The sequence below is a fragment of the Streptomyces sp. NPDC014764 genome (assembly GCF_043082785.1).
GTDB classification, from domain to species: Bacteria; Actinomycetota; Actinomycetes; order Streptomycetales; family Streptomycetaceae; genus Streptomyces; species Streptomyces althioticus.
Window position 1 is genome coordinate 19,712 of record NZ_JBIBXY010000032.1, and the last position, 16,280, is coordinate 35,991.

Here is a 16,280-nt window from a genome sequence, read left to right on the forward strand (position 1 = left end):
AGTCGTCGGGCCGTCAGCGCTCCAGCTGGCGCTTGAGCCGCTTCAGGTCGGCGGTGGACATGCCGGCCACAGCGCGGCGGACCGCGTCCTCACCACCGGAGGCGGCGGCGTCGATCACCGTGCGGGTCTGAGTGCTGGTGGTAGCGGCGCGGGCGGCCTGGGCGGTGATCTGCGACAGGGCTGCGGCGAAGTCGTCGAGGTTGCGCATGAGGTGGTCCCCCTCGTTCGTGGGTGGTCCGGGCTGTCCGGCTCCCCTGGACCGCGCACGGCCCCCGCCTGCGGGAGGCGGGGGCCGTGCGGGTCAGGCAGCCGACAGAGGTGGCGGTGTCGGACTGGCGAAAGGTCAGCGCCGGTTGCTGCGCTGACGGTGGAGATAGGCGTCTTGCAGCCGCGCGAACGACTCGAACAGCCGCTGTCCGGTCGGGCAGCGGCTGGTGTCGGTGCACTCGGTACAGGCAGTACGGTGCGCGCGGTGCGCGGCGTGTGCCGACTGGTAGCGCTCGTACAGATCGTCAAGCACGCGGTGTCCGTCTCTCGTGGTGCCGGCAGGGCGGGTGGAGGTCGGCGACGCGGTATCCCGCCTCCCATGCCGCTGCGGCAACCACGGCAGCGGCGGCCAGCAGCAGACGGGCGAGGGGATGGCCGGGGCCAAGAGCGAGGGCGGCCCGGGCAGCGCGATGCTGCGCTACCCGGGCTGCGTGTATGCGGTGAGGCATCCGAGGGTCAGCGGGGCCGCTGCTGCGACTGCTTGTTGACCTCGCGGACCTTCTCGGCGAGCCTCTTGCGCTCCTCTTCGGTGAGGCAGGTGATCATGCGGTCACCGCCTTGCGTGCGTCCCGGACCGTGAGGCTCGGCGCGGGTGCCACACCGGGCGGGCAGTCGCTGCCCGTGCAGCTCCACCGGCCGCAGAGCGGACAGGCGTCGTCGGCCATCACCGGCCGGTGCAAGGTGAGCACCGGCTGACGCTCATAGCCGGGCACCATCTCCTGAAGTGTCCGGCGAGCCCGCCGACCGTCCGGGATCCGGGCGTCGGCCTCGCGCACCATGCGCGCCAGAAGGGCACCGAGCTGGCGGCTCGCGACGGACGAGCAGCAGGGGCCGGTGTGCCAGTTGCCGCGCTGGTCGCACGCGTACTCCGGGTTGGCCGCGGCCTCTGTCGTACGGGCTGCGGGTCGTGTCATGATCGCCGTGGTCAAGGGAGTCTCCTTCTGTGGTCCTTTGACCGGACAGCCCCGGAACTCTCACCTTCCGGGGCTGTCGCCGTGACTGGCCGGGCGGCCAGCCACGGCCCCTCTCCCGCCCACTGACGCTCTGGCAGGGTGGGAGAGAGACCGTGGCTGGCCGTCAGGCCGCAGACGTGTACGCGGTCCTGGCCGGACGGATCAGGTAGTCCGACGTCGTCCACACCGAACCGACCGCAAAGGGCTGGCCATCCGGGCGCAGGGTGTCGCGGACGATGACTGCCCAGCGGGCGCTGTCACGGCGCAGCAGCTGCGCCGCGTCGGCGGGATTGGTGACCAGGGACAGGACCTCGAAGCGGCCGTCCACGTTCTGGTAGATCGCGCCGGGGAGGCGGGGGCCGATCTGCTCGGCGACGTCGCTGTAGTGCGGGTGCGGTCGTCCGGTCGCCGGGGTTTCCTTCCGTCCCTCGTGCTCGGGAGACGCAGCGGTGTGCATGGATGCGATGCTGGGCATGTGGGTCGTCCTCTCCGAAAGGGTGACCTGCGACAAGACCCCCAGGGGCGCAATTCCTGGGGGTCGTCGCATGAGTGCGTCCTGCGCACTCCGCCGGCCACCAGCCTCGGCCACGAGGCCGTGGGCGGTGGCCGGCGGGCAGCGCAGGCTGCATCAGGCACCGAAGCGGCGTGCCTGCTCGTTCAGGTTGTGGATACGGTCGGCGATCTCAGGCGCTGCGACCGGGGCAGGCCCTCTTGCGTCAGCTGCCGCCGGGTGGGAGCCATCTGGTCAGCGATGCGCTGCTGCGGGGGCCGGGGATCGGTAGGCACGGGCATGAAGTCCTCCCAAGAAGTCAGGCTGGTGGGGAAGGCCGCTGCGCGAGCATCCGTGGTCGTTCGTTTGGAGCGGGTCAGCTCGCGCGGCGCTCGGGATGCAGCGTCGTGAGCGGAACCGGCGGCGCACCCTGCGGCGCGGCACCGGCGGGCAGCTCCGCGCGGCGGGTGTCGACGTCGCGGACCGCAGACTCGGTCGCCGCCCACTGTTCCTTGCGCAGCAGCCACAAGGGCCGGCCGTTGCTGCGCTCGTCGGCCGCCGGCGTCTGCTTCTGCGTGACAATCTGGCTGACCGCCGGGGCGACCGCGACCTTGGGTTTGCGCCGCACAGTGGTCCGGCGACGGTGAGTGGTCTCCGAGTTGCCGTCCGTCAGGCGCTGCTCCCACTTCCGGACCGTGACGTCGACGAGGACCAGGCGGTTGCTGCCCAGGCGGCACCGGATGGCCGCGTCCTTGCCCGCGTGGCCGGTATCGTGCGGCACGACCTTGGGCTTCTTGGTCTGGAGGCCGGTGATTGGCACCCACGTCTCGCAGTCGGGGCAGACCAGCGACGCACAGGCAGGACGCAGGTCGTACTGGTGGGGCCGGAGGGTAGAGAGGGCCAGCGCCGGGCGGGCGTTGACGGTGCGGGAGCGGGTCCGGCTCCGGCGGGGACGGGCGGTGCGCTCAAGGGTCGAAGCAGACATCTGAACTCCTCACGAACGGAGCGGCAGGGAAGCGTCGCGATGCTCTCTCCGCCCTCCAGGCCGCACGACACAAGGCCAGGCGTCCCGCAGGACAGACAGCGCACAGCGCTGCGACGTGCACACAGTCGTCGTGGCCGTCAGGCTCCGGAGGAGTTCGATGGTGCTCTCGCGCCCTCAGCGAGCTGAGGACTACCCCGGCCGCCCCGAGGGACGGACGACTACTGCGGTGGTGCGGAGGGGCGTAACCCCTACTCAACAGAGCGTTAGAGCTATCGCTATCGCCTAGTAGAGACCATGTCGGGTTATCGAGTCAATAGCGATAGCTCTATTCGTGTCGATCGATTGTGCTCGCCCATCGCCGCCTGATAGAGCTAGCCCTAGAATCAGATCCGCGCAGCACTCTGAAAGGTGGCTTCGATGCCCGTCTCGTATCGCGACATCGCCGCTGACCTGCGACAGCAGATCGGCGAGGGGCGATACATGCCGGGCGACAAGCTGCCGATGCTCACCGAGCTCCAAGCCGAGTACGGCGCTGGCTACCAGACCGTCCGGAGCGCCATCTCGCTTCTGGAACAAGAAGGGCTGGTCGTCGCGGTGCGCCGCAGAGGGACCATAGTGCGAGAGCGCCCCGAGAAGCGGCGCATCACCCGGTCCCGCCAGGTCTTCCGCGATGAGATCGGCTACTACTTCGACCCGACTGCCCAACCGTGGGTGGCCCTGGAGCCTCCCACCCTGCGTTGGGGCATCGTGCCGGTCGATCTCGCCGCCCTCATGGGCCTCCCGACCGGATCCGAAGTCCTCGTTCGCGATCGCGTGATGGGCGACCCCGAGAGCAGGAAGCCGAAGCAGTTGACTACCAGTTACCTGCCGGCCGAACTCGCTCGAGGAACTCAACTCGCAGAGGCCGACACGGGCCCCGGCGGCATCTATGACCGCCTGGAGGAGATGGGCCACCGCCCCCTCCGCTGGAGCGAAGGCGTCTCCGCCCGCATGCCCTCGCCAGAAGAAGTTGAGGCATTGAACCTCCCAGCAGACGTTGGCGTTCCGCTCCTGCGCGTCGTACGAGTAACGACCAGCCCCAACGGCGAGGTTGTCGAGTTGAACGACACCAGAATGAGCGCCGAAGAGTTCGAAATTGGCTACTCCATCCGACGCCACACGAGTGCCCGACTCGCTGATGACGACGGAGATGGTGACTACGACCACTGACAGCACCTCACGTGCCATGGCGTCCCTCCCGTCGGCTGCCCTCGTGAGGGTCATCACACTCGGGCCAGACGGGTCGAACCATCACATGGGCTTGTCCAAGCTCGTACGCACCGCCATTCACGCGTTTTCAACATCCGCGTATACACGCGATTTTCAGCCCGAGCCCTAGGCTCACGGCCATGACGATCACGGAGGGTCACAGGGTGGGGAAGCATCGAGCGGGCTGGCGTCCGGACAAGCTGCGCGAGCAACGCGAGGCTCACGGGCTGACCCTGGAGAAGGCCGGTGAGCGCCTCCGTCAGGTCGCTGAGCAGGCCAAACTCAAGGGCATCCCCGCCGCGAATCCCCAGACTCTCTGGCAGCACGAGCAGGGCGAGGTCTATCCCGGTCCTCACTACCGACGCGCTTACTGCCTCCTGTACCGGGCCACTGAGCCAGATCTAGGATTCCGCACCGCCCTGCCTGGTGAGGAGACGTCCTTCAAGCTCACGCCGATGGACGACCACCTCAACGGCTCGCAGGTCTTGGCGGTTGAGCGAGCCATTCACCGCATCGCGCCGGGCTCCGACGAAGCCGACCACTTCGATCTGCAGCAGCGGATCATCGACGCATGGAAGCGTCGGCACACGGGCGGCGACCCCCACCGTCCCGTATTGATCTTGGTCGGCGGCTTCGCAGGCAGCGGCAAGACCGAGCTCGCCCGCTTCTTCGTCCAACTCACCGGTTGGCCGCTGCTCGACAAGGATCCGCTCACCCGCCCGCTCGTGGAGCGCCTCCTGGTCGCGCTGGGCGGCGACGCGAACGACCGCCACACCGAGCTCTACCGCGAAAGGGTCCGGCCCGTGGAGTACGACTGCCTGATGCAATCGGCCATGGCCAACATCAAGTGCGGCATCTCCACGGTGCTGACCGCGCCGTTCATCTCCGAAATGACTGACCCGGACTGGATGCAGCGCCTGACCAACCGTGCAGGCTCGATGGGTGTCGACGTCTTCCCTGTGTGGGTGCGCTGCGACGAAGAGTCGATGCGCGAGTACATCGGATTCCGCTCAGCAGCTCGGGACGCGTGGAAGCTCCAGCGATGGGACGAGTACATGGCCACGATCGACCTCGATTTGCGCCCAGCGGTGCCGCACTTGGTCGTCGACAACCGGCTGGGGACGGCGGTCACGCTCGCAGACCAGGCACGGCAGGCGATGGGAGCGATGTACGCATGACGAAGAAGCAAGGCGTGATCCTCTACGGCCCGCCGGCCTCGGGCAAAGACACCGTCACCACCGCGCTAAGCAAACTTGACTCCAAGTACGTGCAGTTCACGCGGCTCAAGGTCGGAACGGGCAAGGCCGCCAGCTACCGGATGGGCACAGCTGAGCAACTGCGCGAGCTGGATGCCGCGGGCGACGTCGTCTACGCGAACACGCGATACGGCAACACGTACGCGATCGACCGGCCCGGCGTCGACGCCGCGTTCGCAGCCGGAGTGCCGGTGGTGCACCTTGGGCAGGTCGATGGCATCCGAGCGCTGGTCGACGGTTACCCGGCCGACTGGTCGGTGGTGCTCCTGTGGTGCCCGCGCGAGGTGACCGAGCAGCGGTCAACGGGGCGCGGCGACAGCGACACCGCGGCGCGCCTGGCGGCGTGGGACTCAACGCGCGACGACCTGGACACACACCCAGGCATGGTCTGGGACCTGACCGTGGATACCACGGCGGCGGCGCCGCAGGACGCGGCACGGCTCATCGACCAGCTGCTGACGCAGCGGGCGGGAGCGGCGACGGCATGAGTGCGGGCTACGGCTGGGCGAGTCGGTCCAAGGCGTCGGTGAGCGTGAGCTCGCCGTCGTCCTTGGCGTCGTGCCACCGCGCCAGCGTGGACGCGGCCGCGCGCAGCATCTCCGGCGGGAGGCCGGCGGCCTCGAGCGCGTCGGCGGCTTCCTCCAGCTCCGGGCCCCAGCGCCACGCGCGGGCCGCGGTCTTGGCGACGTACTGCGGCTCGGACAGGTACGAATCGGCGCGCTTCGAGGCGACGTCGAGGAGCTCTTGGGCGACGCCGTGCTCGCGCGCCATGCCGACCGCGAGCGCCACCAGCACCCGGCTGGTCTTCTGGAAAGAGGCGTATGCCAGCTTCAGCGCGGATGCCTTCCCGATTTCAGTACCCAGCACCGCCGCTCGGACGGCGGTGCCCGCGAACAGCGCCTCGATGCGCTCGGTCGCGTCGGCCGGGCCGGACAGGTACACGGTTGGCATCTTGCCGCCGACCGGCGGGGAGCCGACGACACCACCGTCCACAACGGTCGCGTCGGGTTCGAGCAGCCCGGCGATCCGCTGTACGCGCGTGGGATTGATGGCGTTCGCTTCCACGTACACCCCGGCGAAGCGGTGCCCGGCGACGTCGCGGGCCAGGTCCTCGGCAGCGGCCGGCGGGCAGAGGCTGATGACGATGTCGCTGCGGCCCAGCAGCTCGGCCAGCGTGGACACGGGCGTCAGCCCGAACTGGGCGGCGCGCTCCACGGACGCGGTGCTGCGCCCGGTCTCACACCACAGGACCTCGGCCGCGTTGGCCGCGGTGCACGCGGCGACCGCAGCGCCCATGCTGCCTGGGTGGAGGATGCCGACGGTCGGCTGGACCACAGTGCTACTCCGTCTCTGCGAGCAGGATGGTGATGGCGTCGGTGACGTCGTCGACGACATGGTGCGCGGCGGGGAGTCCGTCGGGCCAGGGGCGTCCTCGCAACCAGATGGTGCGCAGGCCAGCCTGGTGGCCGCCGCCGATGTCTCCGGCCGGGTTGTCTCCGACCATCCAGCCGCCGTCCGCGAGGCTGACGCCGCAACGGGTGGCCCCGAGTTCGAAGAGGCGCCGATCCGGCTTGCGGATGTCCAGGTCGCCCGAGGCGGCGACGCCGTCGACCAGGTCGGTGAGGCCGGTCCCGGCAAGTTTGGCGCGCTGGATGTCGCCGGCTCCGTTGGTAAGGACGCCAATCGTCCATGCGGCCGCGCGCAGGCGAGCCAGTCCCTCGAGGACCTCGGGGCGACAGGTGACGGCGGCCGCCATGAGGTCGACGTACTCCTGCCAGAGGTCCGCCGCAGACGGTTCCAGACCGAACGCTTCACGCAGGCGGAAGAAGTCGGCGGCATCAGCCCGGTCTGCAAGCTCGGCAATCAGCCAGTCTTCGGCCTCGAGCCCCAACCCGTACCTGCGGCACAGATCGGCTACGGCGCCGCCGTAGGCCGACTGACGGTCGACCAACGTGCCGTCAAGGTCAAAAAGAACGAGGCGCATGACGCCGACATTAGCGTGGCGGATCTCCGCGAAAAGGGACACCAACTCTCTGTCACGAATCAAGACTTGTGTATAGTTTTGGATCACGTGAGGAGAGGGGGACCAGTGTCCGACCTGTTTGATGCGGTCGACGCCCTTGCTGCCCGACCGGAGCTTCTGCCACCACCAGAGGTTCGCGCACGCCTTCGCAAGGCTGACGGTTTGACTCAGCAAGAGGTGGCCGAGGTCTTCGGCGTCACCCGTGCCGCGTTCAACCGCTGGGAAGTCGGGGCCGCAAAGCCGCACCGACGCCGCCTAGAGGCTTACGCCCGGCTCTTGAGGCGATGGGCTGCAAAACATCCCCAAGCAGCTGAGGGCTTTGAGTTTGCGGAGGTCAGCTGACCATGTCCCGCTCCGACTACCCGCCGTAACGCGAAGCGGCCCCCGTCGCCACAACGGGAGCCGCTTCCAAGTCCGACTCAATCGAGCTTGCCAACCCTTGAGTCGTGATCCGGTGAGGTGACCTCGCCGGGGTGTACCCGCGGGCTTTGCGGCCCTCGTGGTCACCTCTACCCAGAGTATGCGCCATCGAATGCGCAACGCCACTACTCAGGGTCCCTTGCTTGGTCACATCCGCTGGTCACGGCTCCCCTACCCGGGGAGATGACCCCTTTTGCACACCCCACACCGTCCGCCGTCGCCTGACGACCTCGGCGCCAGCTACCTCGAGCGCGGCTGGGAGCCGCCTGAGGAAGTCGTGCTGCGTCGTGAGCTGGTGCGCACGCCGGGCTTGCAGCCCGAAGACATCGGCGTCCTGGCAGAACTGCTACTGCGGGACCCTCGCCTGCCGTCGACCATGGAGGCCATTCGGCGGGACCTCCAGGCGCAGGGCTGGAAGATGGGCAAGGACCGCTACAACGCCATCCAGGCACGTCTGACGAAGGCCGGCCACCTCGCCCGCGTCTCGGTCTACGACGACACCACACAGCGCCCTACCTGGGTGACTCGGGTGTACCGGAACCCCGCGAACAACGAGCAGTACGTCGATCTCGGTATCGCGGCATCGCAGCAGGTCAGCGGCGAAGTGCGGGAAACCCGTGGTTCCCAGCCCTCCGGATCGCGGGAAACCCGCGTTTCGCCTGGTCAGAGCCGGAATGCGGAAAACCCGCGATCCGGAGCCGGATCGCGGAAAACCCGCGATCCGGAAACCCGCGTTTCGCCTGGTCAGAGCCGGAATGCGGAAAACCCGCGATCCGGCGTCCACCCCCCACACCCCCCGGAGGAGGTAACTACCTCCTCCCCCTACCCCCTCACTGACCCGCAGGGGTCGCTTCCCTCACAGCGGGAGGAGGGGGAGGCTGGCTTCGCCTCGAAGGACCTTCACGCGGCGGAGTCGTTCTTGCAGCAGCTGCGCCCGCCGCATCACATGGGTGCGGCATCGGCCCGTAAGTACGCGCCGCTGCTGCTGGGGGCGATGGCTGAGCAGGGCTGGCCGTCGATCTTCGAGGTGGACCACACGGTGCTGGCGCGGGAGGTCACCCGGGATCCGCAGGGCTTCAAGCGGCCGTCGTCGCTGGTGCCGACGCGGATCAGGGATCTTCCGCGGTACGCCATCGTCACCGGCACCAGTGCCAGCCACGGTCAGGGCACCGGTGCGGAGCGGTGCCCGGAGCACCCGGCCCGCTACCGCAGGGGCTGCGTGGAGTGCGCGCTGACTGTGCCTGTCTGACCAGATGGCAGTACGGGCCGCTCCCGTGCAGGGGAGCGGCCCGTGGAATCCCCTGAGCACCACACTCGATCAGGAGACCTCACCAGTGTCTACCAGCATTCCCGCTCAGAGCCACGACACCTCCGACGCCGACCGCGATGCACTCGAGGGCAAGCAGCCAGCCGGGTTCACCCGCGTGCCGCCGCAGGACCTTCAGGCCGAACAGGCGGTCCTTGGATCACTGCTGCTGGCTGGCACCCCGAAGAGCGCGTCCTACAGGTACTTCGGCGAGATCCTGGACACGGGCCTTGCCGCTGAGGAGTACTACCGGCCCGCCCACCAGGTGATCCACCGCGCCATCCTGGACGTGCACCAGGCAGGCGAAGCCGTCGACCCGGTCACCGTCGCCAACGCCCTGACCGAACGCGGCGAACTGACCCGTGCCGGCGGCGCCTCCTACCTGCACGTGTGCATCGAGGCCGCGCCCACCGCGGCCAACGGACCGCGCTACGCGGAGATCGTCCGCGCCAAGGCCTACCGGCGTGCGGTCATCGAGTCGGCCAACCGCATTCTCGAGTACGCCTTCAGCGAGGCCGGCGACGAGGACGAGGTGCGCGCCCTGGTCGAGCAGCAGCTCACCGACATCGTCGCCGGCACACCGGGCCTGCACGAGGCACCGCCCGCGGTCGGGGACCTCTACCTCGACTTCGTTGCGGAGACCGAAGACATCCAGAACGGGCAGCGGGTCGGCCTGACCTACGGGTTCGCCGACCTCGACACCCTCACCTCCGGCATGCAGCCGGGCAACGTGACCGTGGTGGCCGCCCAGTCCGGGGTGGGCAAGTCCACCCTCGCGCTGAACATGGCCGTGGCCGCTGCCAAGACGGGCGCCACGGTGCTGTTCTCCTCGCTGGAGATGAGCAGCACCGAGCTGATGCAGAAGATCGCTGCCGCTGAGGGGAAGATCGCCCTGCACCACCTGACCCACAAGGACGGCCTCACGGCCGAGGAGTGGGAGAAGATCCATTCCTTGGGGCCGGAGCTGTTCCAGAAGCTGCCCCTGCGGGTCTACCGGCCCGACGGTGCGTCCCTGGGCGACATCGCCTCCGCCGCCCGCGCCTGTGCCCGCGCTGAAAGCCTGGGCCTCCTGGTCGTGGACTACCTGCAACTGGTCGAGACCGAGCAGTCCCGCAACATCACCCGCGAGCAGGCCGTCGCCGCCGTCTCACGCGGCTTGAAGAACCTGTCCGTCCAGCTCGGCTGCCACGTCATCGCCCTGTCTCAGCTCAACGACGACGGGATGGTGCGTGAGTCCCGGGCGATCAAGAGCGACGCGTCGGTGCTGATCAAGGTTGAGCGGCCCGACGCGGACGACAAGGAATCACCGCGCGCCGGCGAGGTTGACCTGGTCATCGAGAAGAATCGGTTCGGGCCCACCGCCTGCGTGACTGTCGCCAGCCAGCTGCATTACTCCCGGTTCGTCGACATGGCCCACACCTGACCCGCCCTCAACACACCCCGCACACGCCAGAGACGGTCTGAGCGCCGCTGTGCAGGCCGATCGCAACCCGGCCGGGCAACTCCTCCAGCCCGGCCGTGATCGCCCCGCAGCGGCCCACACAGTCGATCACGAACGGAGGCGCCCCGCATGGGCATCGTGGACGACGGCCTCAACAAGGCCGTACAGCAGGCATTCACCCGCCCCATCCCCAAGTCGGCCGGCGCACAGATGCGCTACCTGGTCAAGCAGCTCAAAGGCACCCGCGCCGTCGCCCAGCAACTCGGCGTCTCCCAGCGCACCGTGGAGCGGTACGTCAAAGATCAGATCCGCCGGCCCCGCGCCGACCTCGCTCAGCGCCTGGCCGACGCGGTGCGCGAACGCTGGCAGCCGCGGGTGCGCGCCCAGGCCCGCAAGCGGGCGGCCACCAGCACGGGCGTTGTCGTCGACGTCCGTGCCCGGTTCGGTTTCACCGCCGCGCCCGGTACCACCGATGACGCCCGCATCCGGCACCTCACCCTCGCCCTGCCTCCGCAGCACGCGGCCCGCCTGTTCAACGCCCAGGATGCCGGTGCCAGCGAGCAGCAGCTGCGCGCCCTCGCCGGCGAAGCCCTCGGCGAGGTCTACTTCCGCGACGGCGGCCGCCGTGCTCACGGTCTGGAAGCCGAATTCACTGACGTGGAATATCTCCAATTCGATATCTAAGGAGAAACTCTGAGGGTGGGATTCTCTTGCATTGAGGAGTTCTGCCCTTCTCTCTGGGGAGAGTCCATGCCCAGCCACGTCGGGGGAGATGGCACGGGCGTGCCGGGGCCGGCGCCCAGGGTGCGGCGTTCGCAGCCCGACGCGGCTGCGGAGCGGCGTCGGGACATTGGGTGGGCTCACAGTGGCAAGCTGCGCGCGCGATGCCGACCCGTTGGTGGCCGCCTCCGGCGCCGTCACGGTCGTGGGAACACCGTTGCGCTGGTGGGTGTTGCGTACCCATCCGGCCGGCCTCTGCGTCTGCGCAGGTCACCACATGGTCCCGGCAGGGTCGGGGGTCCTGACACCCCCTCAGAGCATCCGCGACCGCCTCGGCCTGACAGAGGCTGAACCGCAGATGAACCTCAAGCCGGGCATCGGCGGTTACCTGTCTGGGCAGACTGACTCCCTCTCGGAAGGAAGGAGTTGCACCTTGAGTAATGCGGTTCCACTCGCTGGACTACTGGGCGCCATCATCGGCGCTGCCGTGACCTGGCTGTCACCGGTTAGGACTGGGAAAATCAGCCGGGCCGAAAACGACAGGCTTGAGGCGAAGAAGAGAGAAAAGGATACAGAGGAGCGCGCGGAACAGAGGGAGGTACTGCGTAAAAGCGCATTGTTCGACCGCATGGTCGTCTTGCGTAATGAAACTCGATTGCACCTGCTTGAGCTTCATAGACTATACTTCATTGCCGATTCTAATCGGCTGACGCTACCGCGGTCTCAGTTTGGCGCTATCCATTGGTATCAGGGTTCTACGTGCCACGACATCGCGCGCAGCATTGGAAAATCGTACCCACGAGTCCTCGACGCTTGGCATGCTTACAGTGAGGAGCTACACGAAGCAGTAGATGAACTAGGGAACTTCACGGCCGCCAACCCATTCACCCGGAGTCGAAACTTCCTTCAACTGGTCGAGCGACTCACGGCGGATTTGGATGCTAAGCGTGAGGTTCTCAAGACAGAACTGAGCAACGCCGCCTGGGACCTGGGGTACGAGTTCGTCCTGGCGGAGGAGTGGAATTAGACTCCCTCCGGCTCCGCATAGGATTGCCAGTCGGTCTCAGCGGCCGAGGGACGGCTGCGCTGCGCCTCGCCGAAGCGGCCCTTGAAGACGCGCGCACGTTCGTCTGTCCTGCGGGGACGTCCTCACCGCGCAGGACGTCTACGTCGACCCGCCTCTGGTGTGGGTGGTGGACGAGGCCGGACGCTCGGCATCGTCACCGAGCCCGCCTACTCCTTGAAGGCGTTCCGCGAGGCCCTGAACTCTACGCCAGGCCGACGTCGGCCCGTGCCCGGCAGCAGCCCATCGGCATGCCTCCGACTTCGCGGACAACACGCAGCAGCTGCGCGCCGAAGCAGCCGCAGTCAGGCTCACGGCGCACTAGCAGAAAAGGCCGGCGCCCCTCAGTCCGTTGAAGCGGGTGGCACGGGGCACCGGCCAGCGAATACTTCTCGAAAGGGGAATCGGAATCCACAGCCAGCATGCCTCGCCGCAGCACGCCTTCTACGGCTGCTCTGACCTGTCCTCCGACGCGCCTGCACACTCGGGCCAGGGTGCAGCATGGGCTATAGGGCACCGAGGGCCGTACCGACAGCGCTGCGCGCTGTTGCCTCTGGTGGGTTTCCCTAGCCAGCACCATCCGTTGAGGTGTCGGCAAATTCCCCAGACTTGGCGTCTACCGCTACAGGCCTGCTATCAACGTGGTGCTTGAGAAGCAGGATCTCTCCGCACAGGACATAGGTGTTGAGCGCACAGAGGTTGGCCGCCTGGAGAGCCACAGCGGCGTGGACGCCCTTGTTGGTCATCTCGTCGATGGCGGTGAACCGTTCGTGGAGACCCTTACCTAGGGCGATGGTTACCTTGGCGGCGGACCTACTGCTGTTGGCTCGCTTGATGAACTCGAACAGACGGTTGCGGTACGAGGGCTGATCTAGCTTATGTCCTGACTCGCTGGGCTCATCCTGTGCCGGGAGAACGTGGTCAACGACCGCTTCCAGGATCCGGCGGCACGATGTGAGGGCCTGGGAGAGCTCCTCCGCTCCGGGCCCCTCCGGTGCACGGGTAGCAGCCTCGTTCATGCGCCGGTAGACGGCCGTGAATTTTTCGACCAGGTCGGGGACACCTTCGGCAAGCATCTTGTCGACCTCAGCTTTGTAGCTACCGAAGATCGATTCATTCACAGACGTGTAGCCGAAACGGCGTTCCCAGGACACCAGGTAGGAGAACGTGCGCAGCCGTGCTCGATCCTGAATTCCCAGAAGGGCCATGTCCGCCTTGACGCTGGCGGTGCTGTTCGTGTTGGGAACTTTCTCTGTGAGGTACTCGATGTCGGCGAGTGAGTGGGCCAATATCATGCCCGGTTCGTCGCTCTTCTCGCGGTCTTTCAAGTACTCGCGCATAGCTGAGACATCAGGACTCGTCCCGGCGCGGTCGCCCCACAACGACGGGTCGGTCATCAATCGCTGCATGTCACCGCGATGCTGGTTTGGGTCGCCCCCGCGGTCCTGCAGGTCGAGCCCGAGCCGTACAGCGGCGTGTGAGTCACCGATGAGGCTGGCTATCCGCACCGCACGGCGGACCGAGACGTGCAGCGGGTGATCATCGAACTCGTCCAGAGCCCTTCGGATCAGGGCCACTATGTGCTCAGTTGCATCCATCCGCCGAATGTAGTGGGCAGGAGAGCTGCTGCACATCGACTGGTCTCCCTGCTCATCTCCGGCAGGTGCCATCGCAGTGGAGGCCAGCGACCAGCTGCTGCGCGAGTCAGGTGCTCGGTGAGGGGGTGCGGCCCAGACGGCACCAGAGACCCTGGGGGCGTGCCGACACGTCCGTGCAACGCTACCCGACTCAAGTGGTGACTAAATCGAACGTTTGTGCAATGATCTCAGAGGTTTCAAAAATCCGACCTTGAGCCAGGTACGGTTTATGAAACCGACTGCGGGAGGGGATGCATGACCGGCGACGAAGCACAGGTGCAGCAGGCGCGGTTAGCGCAGCTGGGGGTGACGAAGAAGCTCTTCGAGGACGCCTTGGCTCAGGCGACCAGTGAGGCCCGGATGTGTACGGAGTTCGATGCGCCGGCGATGCCGGGCATCACGTTCTGGAGCAGGGCCAACCGCTACCTGGCGGAGCAACTGACCGACCCCAAGAAGCAGAACCCAGTGTGGAAGTACACCAGGCGCGACAGCATCCTGCGGGTCGTCCATCCCTCGGGCAGCCACGCCATCACCGCAGTCAGCGGGGCCGGCGGCGTTGGCGATCCGGACAGCAAGGTCCGGTCGAAGAACCCCAAGGGCCGTGTCATGGCGCAGCTCGTGGAGGACAACATCAGGTTCGAGCGCAGCGGGCAGACCATCATCGCTTCACGCGACGAAATCGAGTTCGGCGGCGAGCTCGATGCCATGCCGTTGTGGTTCCTCCTCTACGGGCGAACCGATGACGGCCGACTCGTGGCAGAACTGTCCCTCCCGGTGAAAATGGAAGGGAAGTACGTGAACGAGTGGAGCGAACGTATCCCGCTGTTCACCGGTGACGATCCCGGATTCGACCTGGGCCTGCTGGACTCGTCCGAAGACGGCGGTGACGGTGGTGACCTCGACTTCGAGGTAAGGTCCAAGCCAACCACTTAAGCACGACGGGAGATGGGGAAAGTGTTCACCCCCGAAAGACTGGTACTGGCGCGCAAGCGACGGCGCATGACTCTTGCGGCACTGTCCCGCGAATCGGGATACTCACCGCAAAGCATCACCGCTTTCGAGAACGCCAGGAAAACCCCGTCGGAGGAGACACTTTCCTCACTCGCCGCCGCGCTGCGCTTCCCCGTCAGCTTCTTCCACGCTCCGCCGGCACCCGACATGCTCCCCGGCGCCGTCAGCTTCCGCGCACCATCGAAGATGAACGCGGCCGAACGCGACAGCGCTCTAAGCTGCGGTTCCATCGCCGCCACCATCAACCTCTGGTGCGAAGAGCACTTCACCCTGCCCAAGCCCGACGTGCCGTCCTACCCCGAGCTAGACCCCGAGGCCGCAGCAGAACGCGTCCGCGTCGAATGGGGCCTGGGAGAGGCACCAGCCCCGAACATGGTGCATCTCCTCGAAGCACACGGCGTCCGCGTCTTCTCCCTCGCTCCTGACTGCCTCGACATCGACGCCTTCTCAACCATCAGGCACGGCACCCCCTACGCCATGCTCAACACCCGCAAGACCGCCGAACGCGGCCGCTTCGACGCCGCCCACGAGCTCGGCCACCTCGTCCTGCACAGCGGCTACCAGTCCCCCCGCGGTCCCGAAGCAGAAGCCGCAGCAGACGCCTTCGCATCAGCCTTCCTCATGCCCAAGGCCGGCATCCTTGCCCAGCAAGTCAACAATGCCGACGTCCTGCGCATCCTCAGCGCCAAACGACGCTGGGGCGTCTCCGCTATGGCATTCACCTACCGCCTCCGCACACTGAGCCTGCTCTCTGAATGGCGATACAGCCAGACCGCAAAACAACTTGCCCAGCTCGGATACCGAAAAGCAGAACCAAAATCCACCCTGGTCCGAGAAAGTAGCAAACTCATTTCCAAGGTCTTTGAGGTCATGCGAGCCGAGGGAAAAAGCCCCATCGACATCGCAAAAGCAGTCGATATCTTCCCCGAAGAACTCAACGACTACGTTTTCGGTCTCGTCCCCATCGGCGTAGCCGGAGGCGAGCAGCGAACAGCCCCAGCACGCCCCGCCCTGAGCCTCGTGCAATAAAGGTTCACCGGACGGAGAAGGGCTCTGTTTCCAGAGCCTATCCAGGGCTAGAGTTGAAGCAACGGGGGTGGCAAGGTTCTGCCAAAGCTACATGCTGCATGATCTGATGCAAGGTCACCGGCCCCCGCCACCGCCTTCCCCTCGCTGCTCGGGCCGTAGGCGCGTTGGCCGCACCGCGCAGCGGGGCCGGCCTTCCGGGTGCGGAGCGCCCGGGGGTGGCTGGAGCGCAGCGGAGGCCACCTTGCTGGGCCGCAGGCCCCCGCAGCTCCGGGAGCGCAGCGGACGGAGCGTCACCCGCCTTGCGCAGCAAGGCGGGTGGGCTGCTCGCGCAGCGAGCAGCAGCGCTCACGCGGAGCGGGAGCGCAACACCCGGGCGCAGCCCGGGTGTTCGCTGCCTGCGGGCGCAGCCCGCAGGGGACCCGCTCCGCGGG

18 protein-coding genes are annotated in these 16,280 nt (G+C 67.2%); 10 read left to right on the forward strand and 8 right to left on the reverse strand.

The window, feature by feature from the left end; all coding sequences use genetic code 11:
- Positions 1–13: 13 nt before the first annotated feature.
- From ACF1AG_RS34160 to ACF1AG_RS34180, 5 genes are all read right to left on the reverse strand, one after another.
- On the reverse strand, positions 14–208 hold the full coding sequence (locus ACF1AG_RS34160) for a hypothetical protein (protein WP_391810994.1): 195 nt from the start codon (positions 206–208) through the stop codon (positions 14–16).
- 135 nt (positions 209–343) lie between these two features.
- Positions 344–520, reverse strand: a complete 177-nt coding sequence (locus ACF1AG_RS34165) for a hypothetical protein (RefSeq protein WP_391810995.1) — start codon at positions 518–520, stop codon at positions 344–346.
- 289 nt (positions 521–809) lie between these two features.
- Entirely contained in the window at positions 810–1,196 is a 387-nt protein-coding gene (locus ACF1AG_RS34170; RefSeq protein ID WP_391810996.1) for a hypothetical protein, read from the reverse strand.
- A gap of 148 nt (positions 1,197–1,344) precedes the next feature.
- Positions 1,345–1,695 (reverse strand): hypothetical protein, encoded by a 351-nt coding sequence (locus ACF1AG_RS34175; protein ID WP_391810997.1) that lies wholly within the window; start codon positions 1,693–1,695, stop codon positions 1,345–1,347.
- Positions 1,696–2,086: 391 nt separating this feature from the next.
- Complete coding sequence (locus tag ACF1AG_RS34180) at positions 2,087–2,695, reverse strand: hypothetical protein (RefSeq protein WP_279955092.1); 609 nt, start codon at positions 2,693–2,695, stop codon at positions 2,087–2,089.
- Between the two features lie 417 nt (positions 2,696–3,112).
- Here ACF1AG_RS34180 and ACF1AG_RS34185 point away from each other — a divergent pair, with 417 nt between their 5' ends.
- From ACF1AG_RS34185 to ACF1AG_RS34195, 3 genes are all read left to right on the forward strand, one after another.
- Entirely contained in the window at positions 3,113–3,904 is a 792-nt protein-coding gene (locus ACF1AG_RS34185) for a GntR family transcriptional regulator (protein ID WP_391810998.1), read from the forward strand.
- A gap of 179 nt (positions 3,905–4,083) precedes the next feature.
- Positions 4,084–5,121 carry an AAA family ATPase gene (locus ACF1AG_RS34190; protein WP_279955094.1) on the forward strand — a complete coding sequence of 346 codons (1,038 nt, stop codon included), beginning with the start codon at positions 4,084–4,086 and terminating at the stop codon, positions 5,119–5,121.
- The gene (locus tag ACF1AG_RS34195; protein WP_279955095.1) at positions 5,118–5,687 is read left to right on the forward strand and encodes a guanylate kinase; all 570 of its coding nucleotides are present in this window, start codon (positions 5,118–5,120) and stop codon (positions 5,685–5,687) included. The genes ACF1AG_RS34190 and ACF1AG_RS34195 overlap by 4 nt, the downstream gene beginning before the upstream one ends.
- Positions 5,688–5,694: 7 nt before the next feature.
- On the opposite strand, the gene ACF1AG_RS34200 is transcribed toward ACF1AG_RS34195, so the two are convergent.
- Entirely contained in the window at positions 5,695–6,534 is an 840-nt protein-coding gene (locus ACF1AG_RS34200) for a DUF1932 domain-containing protein (RefSeq protein WP_391810999.1), read from the reverse strand.
- Positions 6,535–6,538: 4 nt separating this feature from the next.
- Positions 6,539–7,183, reverse strand: coding sequence for an HAD family hydrolase (locus ACF1AG_RS34205; RefSeq protein ID WP_391811000.1), 645 nt, complete (start codon positions 7,181–7,183; stop codon positions 6,539–6,541).
- Positions 7,184–7,399: 216 nt separating this feature from the next.
- Here ACF1AG_RS34205 and ACF1AG_RS34210 point away from each other — a divergent pair, with 216 nt between their 5' ends.
- The 5 genes from ACF1AG_RS34210 to ACF1AG_RS34230 all read left to right on the forward strand — a co-directional run bounded on the left by ACF1AG_RS34210 (position 7,400) and on the right by ACF1AG_RS34230 (position 12,136).
- The gene (locus tag ACF1AG_RS34210; RefSeq protein ID WP_235216458.1) at positions 7,400–7,564 is read left to right on the forward strand and encodes a hypothetical protein; all 165 of its coding nucleotides are present in this window, start codon (positions 7,400–7,402) and stop codon (positions 7,562–7,564) included.
- Between the two features lie 355 nt (positions 7,565–7,919).
- Complete coding sequence (locus ACF1AG_RS34215) at positions 7,920–8,891, forward strand: hypothetical protein (RefSeq protein ID WP_391811001.1); 972 nt, start codon at positions 7,920–7,922, stop codon at positions 8,889–8,891.
- A gap of 85 nt (positions 8,892–8,976) precedes the next feature.
- Positions 8,977–10,371, forward strand: coding sequence for a replicative DNA helicase (locus tag ACF1AG_RS34220; RefSeq protein WP_391811002.1), 1,395 nt, complete (start codon positions 8,977–8,979; stop codon positions 10,369–10,371).
- Between the two features lie 147 nt (positions 10,372–10,518).
- A complete protein-coding gene (gene tpg, locus ACF1AG_RS34225; RefSeq protein WP_391811003.1) occupies positions 10,519–11,073 on the forward strand; it encodes a telomere-protecting terminal protein Tpg in 555 nt (184 codons plus the stop codon).
- 181 nt (positions 11,074–11,254) lie between these two features.
- Positions 11,255–12,136, forward strand: a complete 882-nt coding sequence (locus ACF1AG_RS34230) for a hypothetical protein (protein ID WP_391811004.1) — start codon at positions 11,255–11,257, stop codon at positions 12,134–12,136.
- A gap of 602 nt (positions 12,137–12,738) precedes the next feature.
- Here the strand turns inward: ACF1AG_RS34230 and ACF1AG_RS34235 are convergent.
- A complete protein-coding gene (locus ACF1AG_RS34235; RefSeq protein ID WP_391811005.1) occupies positions 12,739–13,770 on the reverse strand; it encodes a hypothetical protein in 1,032 nt (343 codons plus the stop codon).
- 294 nt (positions 13,771–14,064) lie between these two features.
- Between ACF1AG_RS34235 and ACF1AG_RS34240 the strand changes: the two genes are divergently transcribed.
- The gene (locus ACF1AG_RS34240; RefSeq protein ID WP_391811006.1) at positions 14,065–14,742 is read left to right on the forward strand and encodes a hypothetical protein; all 678 of its coding nucleotides are present in this window, start codon (positions 14,065–14,067) and stop codon (positions 14,740–14,742) included.
- 21 nt (positions 14,743–14,763) lie between these two features.
- Entirely contained in the window at positions 14,764–15,849 is a 1,086-nt protein-coding gene (locus ACF1AG_RS34245) for an XRE family transcriptional regulator (protein ID WP_391811007.1), read from the forward strand.
- The last annotated feature ends 431 nt before the right edge of the window (positions 15,850–16,280 follow it).

Bases quoted from the DNA above. Each gene is read 5' to 3' on its own strand.
- ACF1AG_RS34205 (WP_391811000.1), bottom strand. From the start codon at position 7,183: ATGCGCCTCGTTCTTTTTGACCTTGACGGCACGTTGGTCGACCGTCAG.
- ACF1AG_RS34185 (WP_391810998.1), top strand. From the start codon at position 3,113: ATGCCCGTCTCGTATCGCGACATCGCCGCTGACCTGCGACAGCAGATC.
- ACF1AG_RS34175 (WP_391810997.1), bottom strand. From the start codon at position 1,695: ATGCCCAGCATCGCATCCATGCACACCGCTGCGTCTCCCGAGCACGAG.
- ACF1AG_RS34240 (WP_391811006.1), top strand. From the start codon at position 14,065: ATGACCGGCGACGAAGCACAGGTGCAGCAGGCGCGGTTAGCGCAGCTG.
- ACF1AG_RS34160 (WP_391810994.1), bottom strand. From the start codon at position 208: ATGCGCAACCTCGACGACTTCGCCGCAGCCCTGTCGCAGATCACCGCC.
- tpg (WP_391811003.1), top strand. From the start codon at position 10,519: ATGGGCATCGTGGACGACGGCCTCAACAAGGCCGTACAGCAGGCATTC.
- ACF1AG_RS34195 (WP_279955095.1), top strand. From the start codon at position 5,118: ATGACGAAGAAGCAAGGCGTGATCCTCTACGGCCCGCCGGCCTCGGGC.
- ACF1AG_RS34180 (WP_279955092.1), bottom strand. From the start codon at position 2,695: ATGTCTGCTTCGACCCTTGAGCGCACCGCCCGTCCCCGCCGGAGCCGG.
- ACF1AG_RS34235 (WP_391811005.1), bottom strand. From the start codon at position 13,770: ATGGATGCAACTGAGCACATAGTGGCCCTGATCCGAAGGGCTCTGGAC.
- ACF1AG_RS34190 (WP_279955094.1), top strand. From the start codon at position 4,084: ATGACGATCACGGAGGGTCACAGGGTGGGGAAGCATCGAGCGGGCTGG.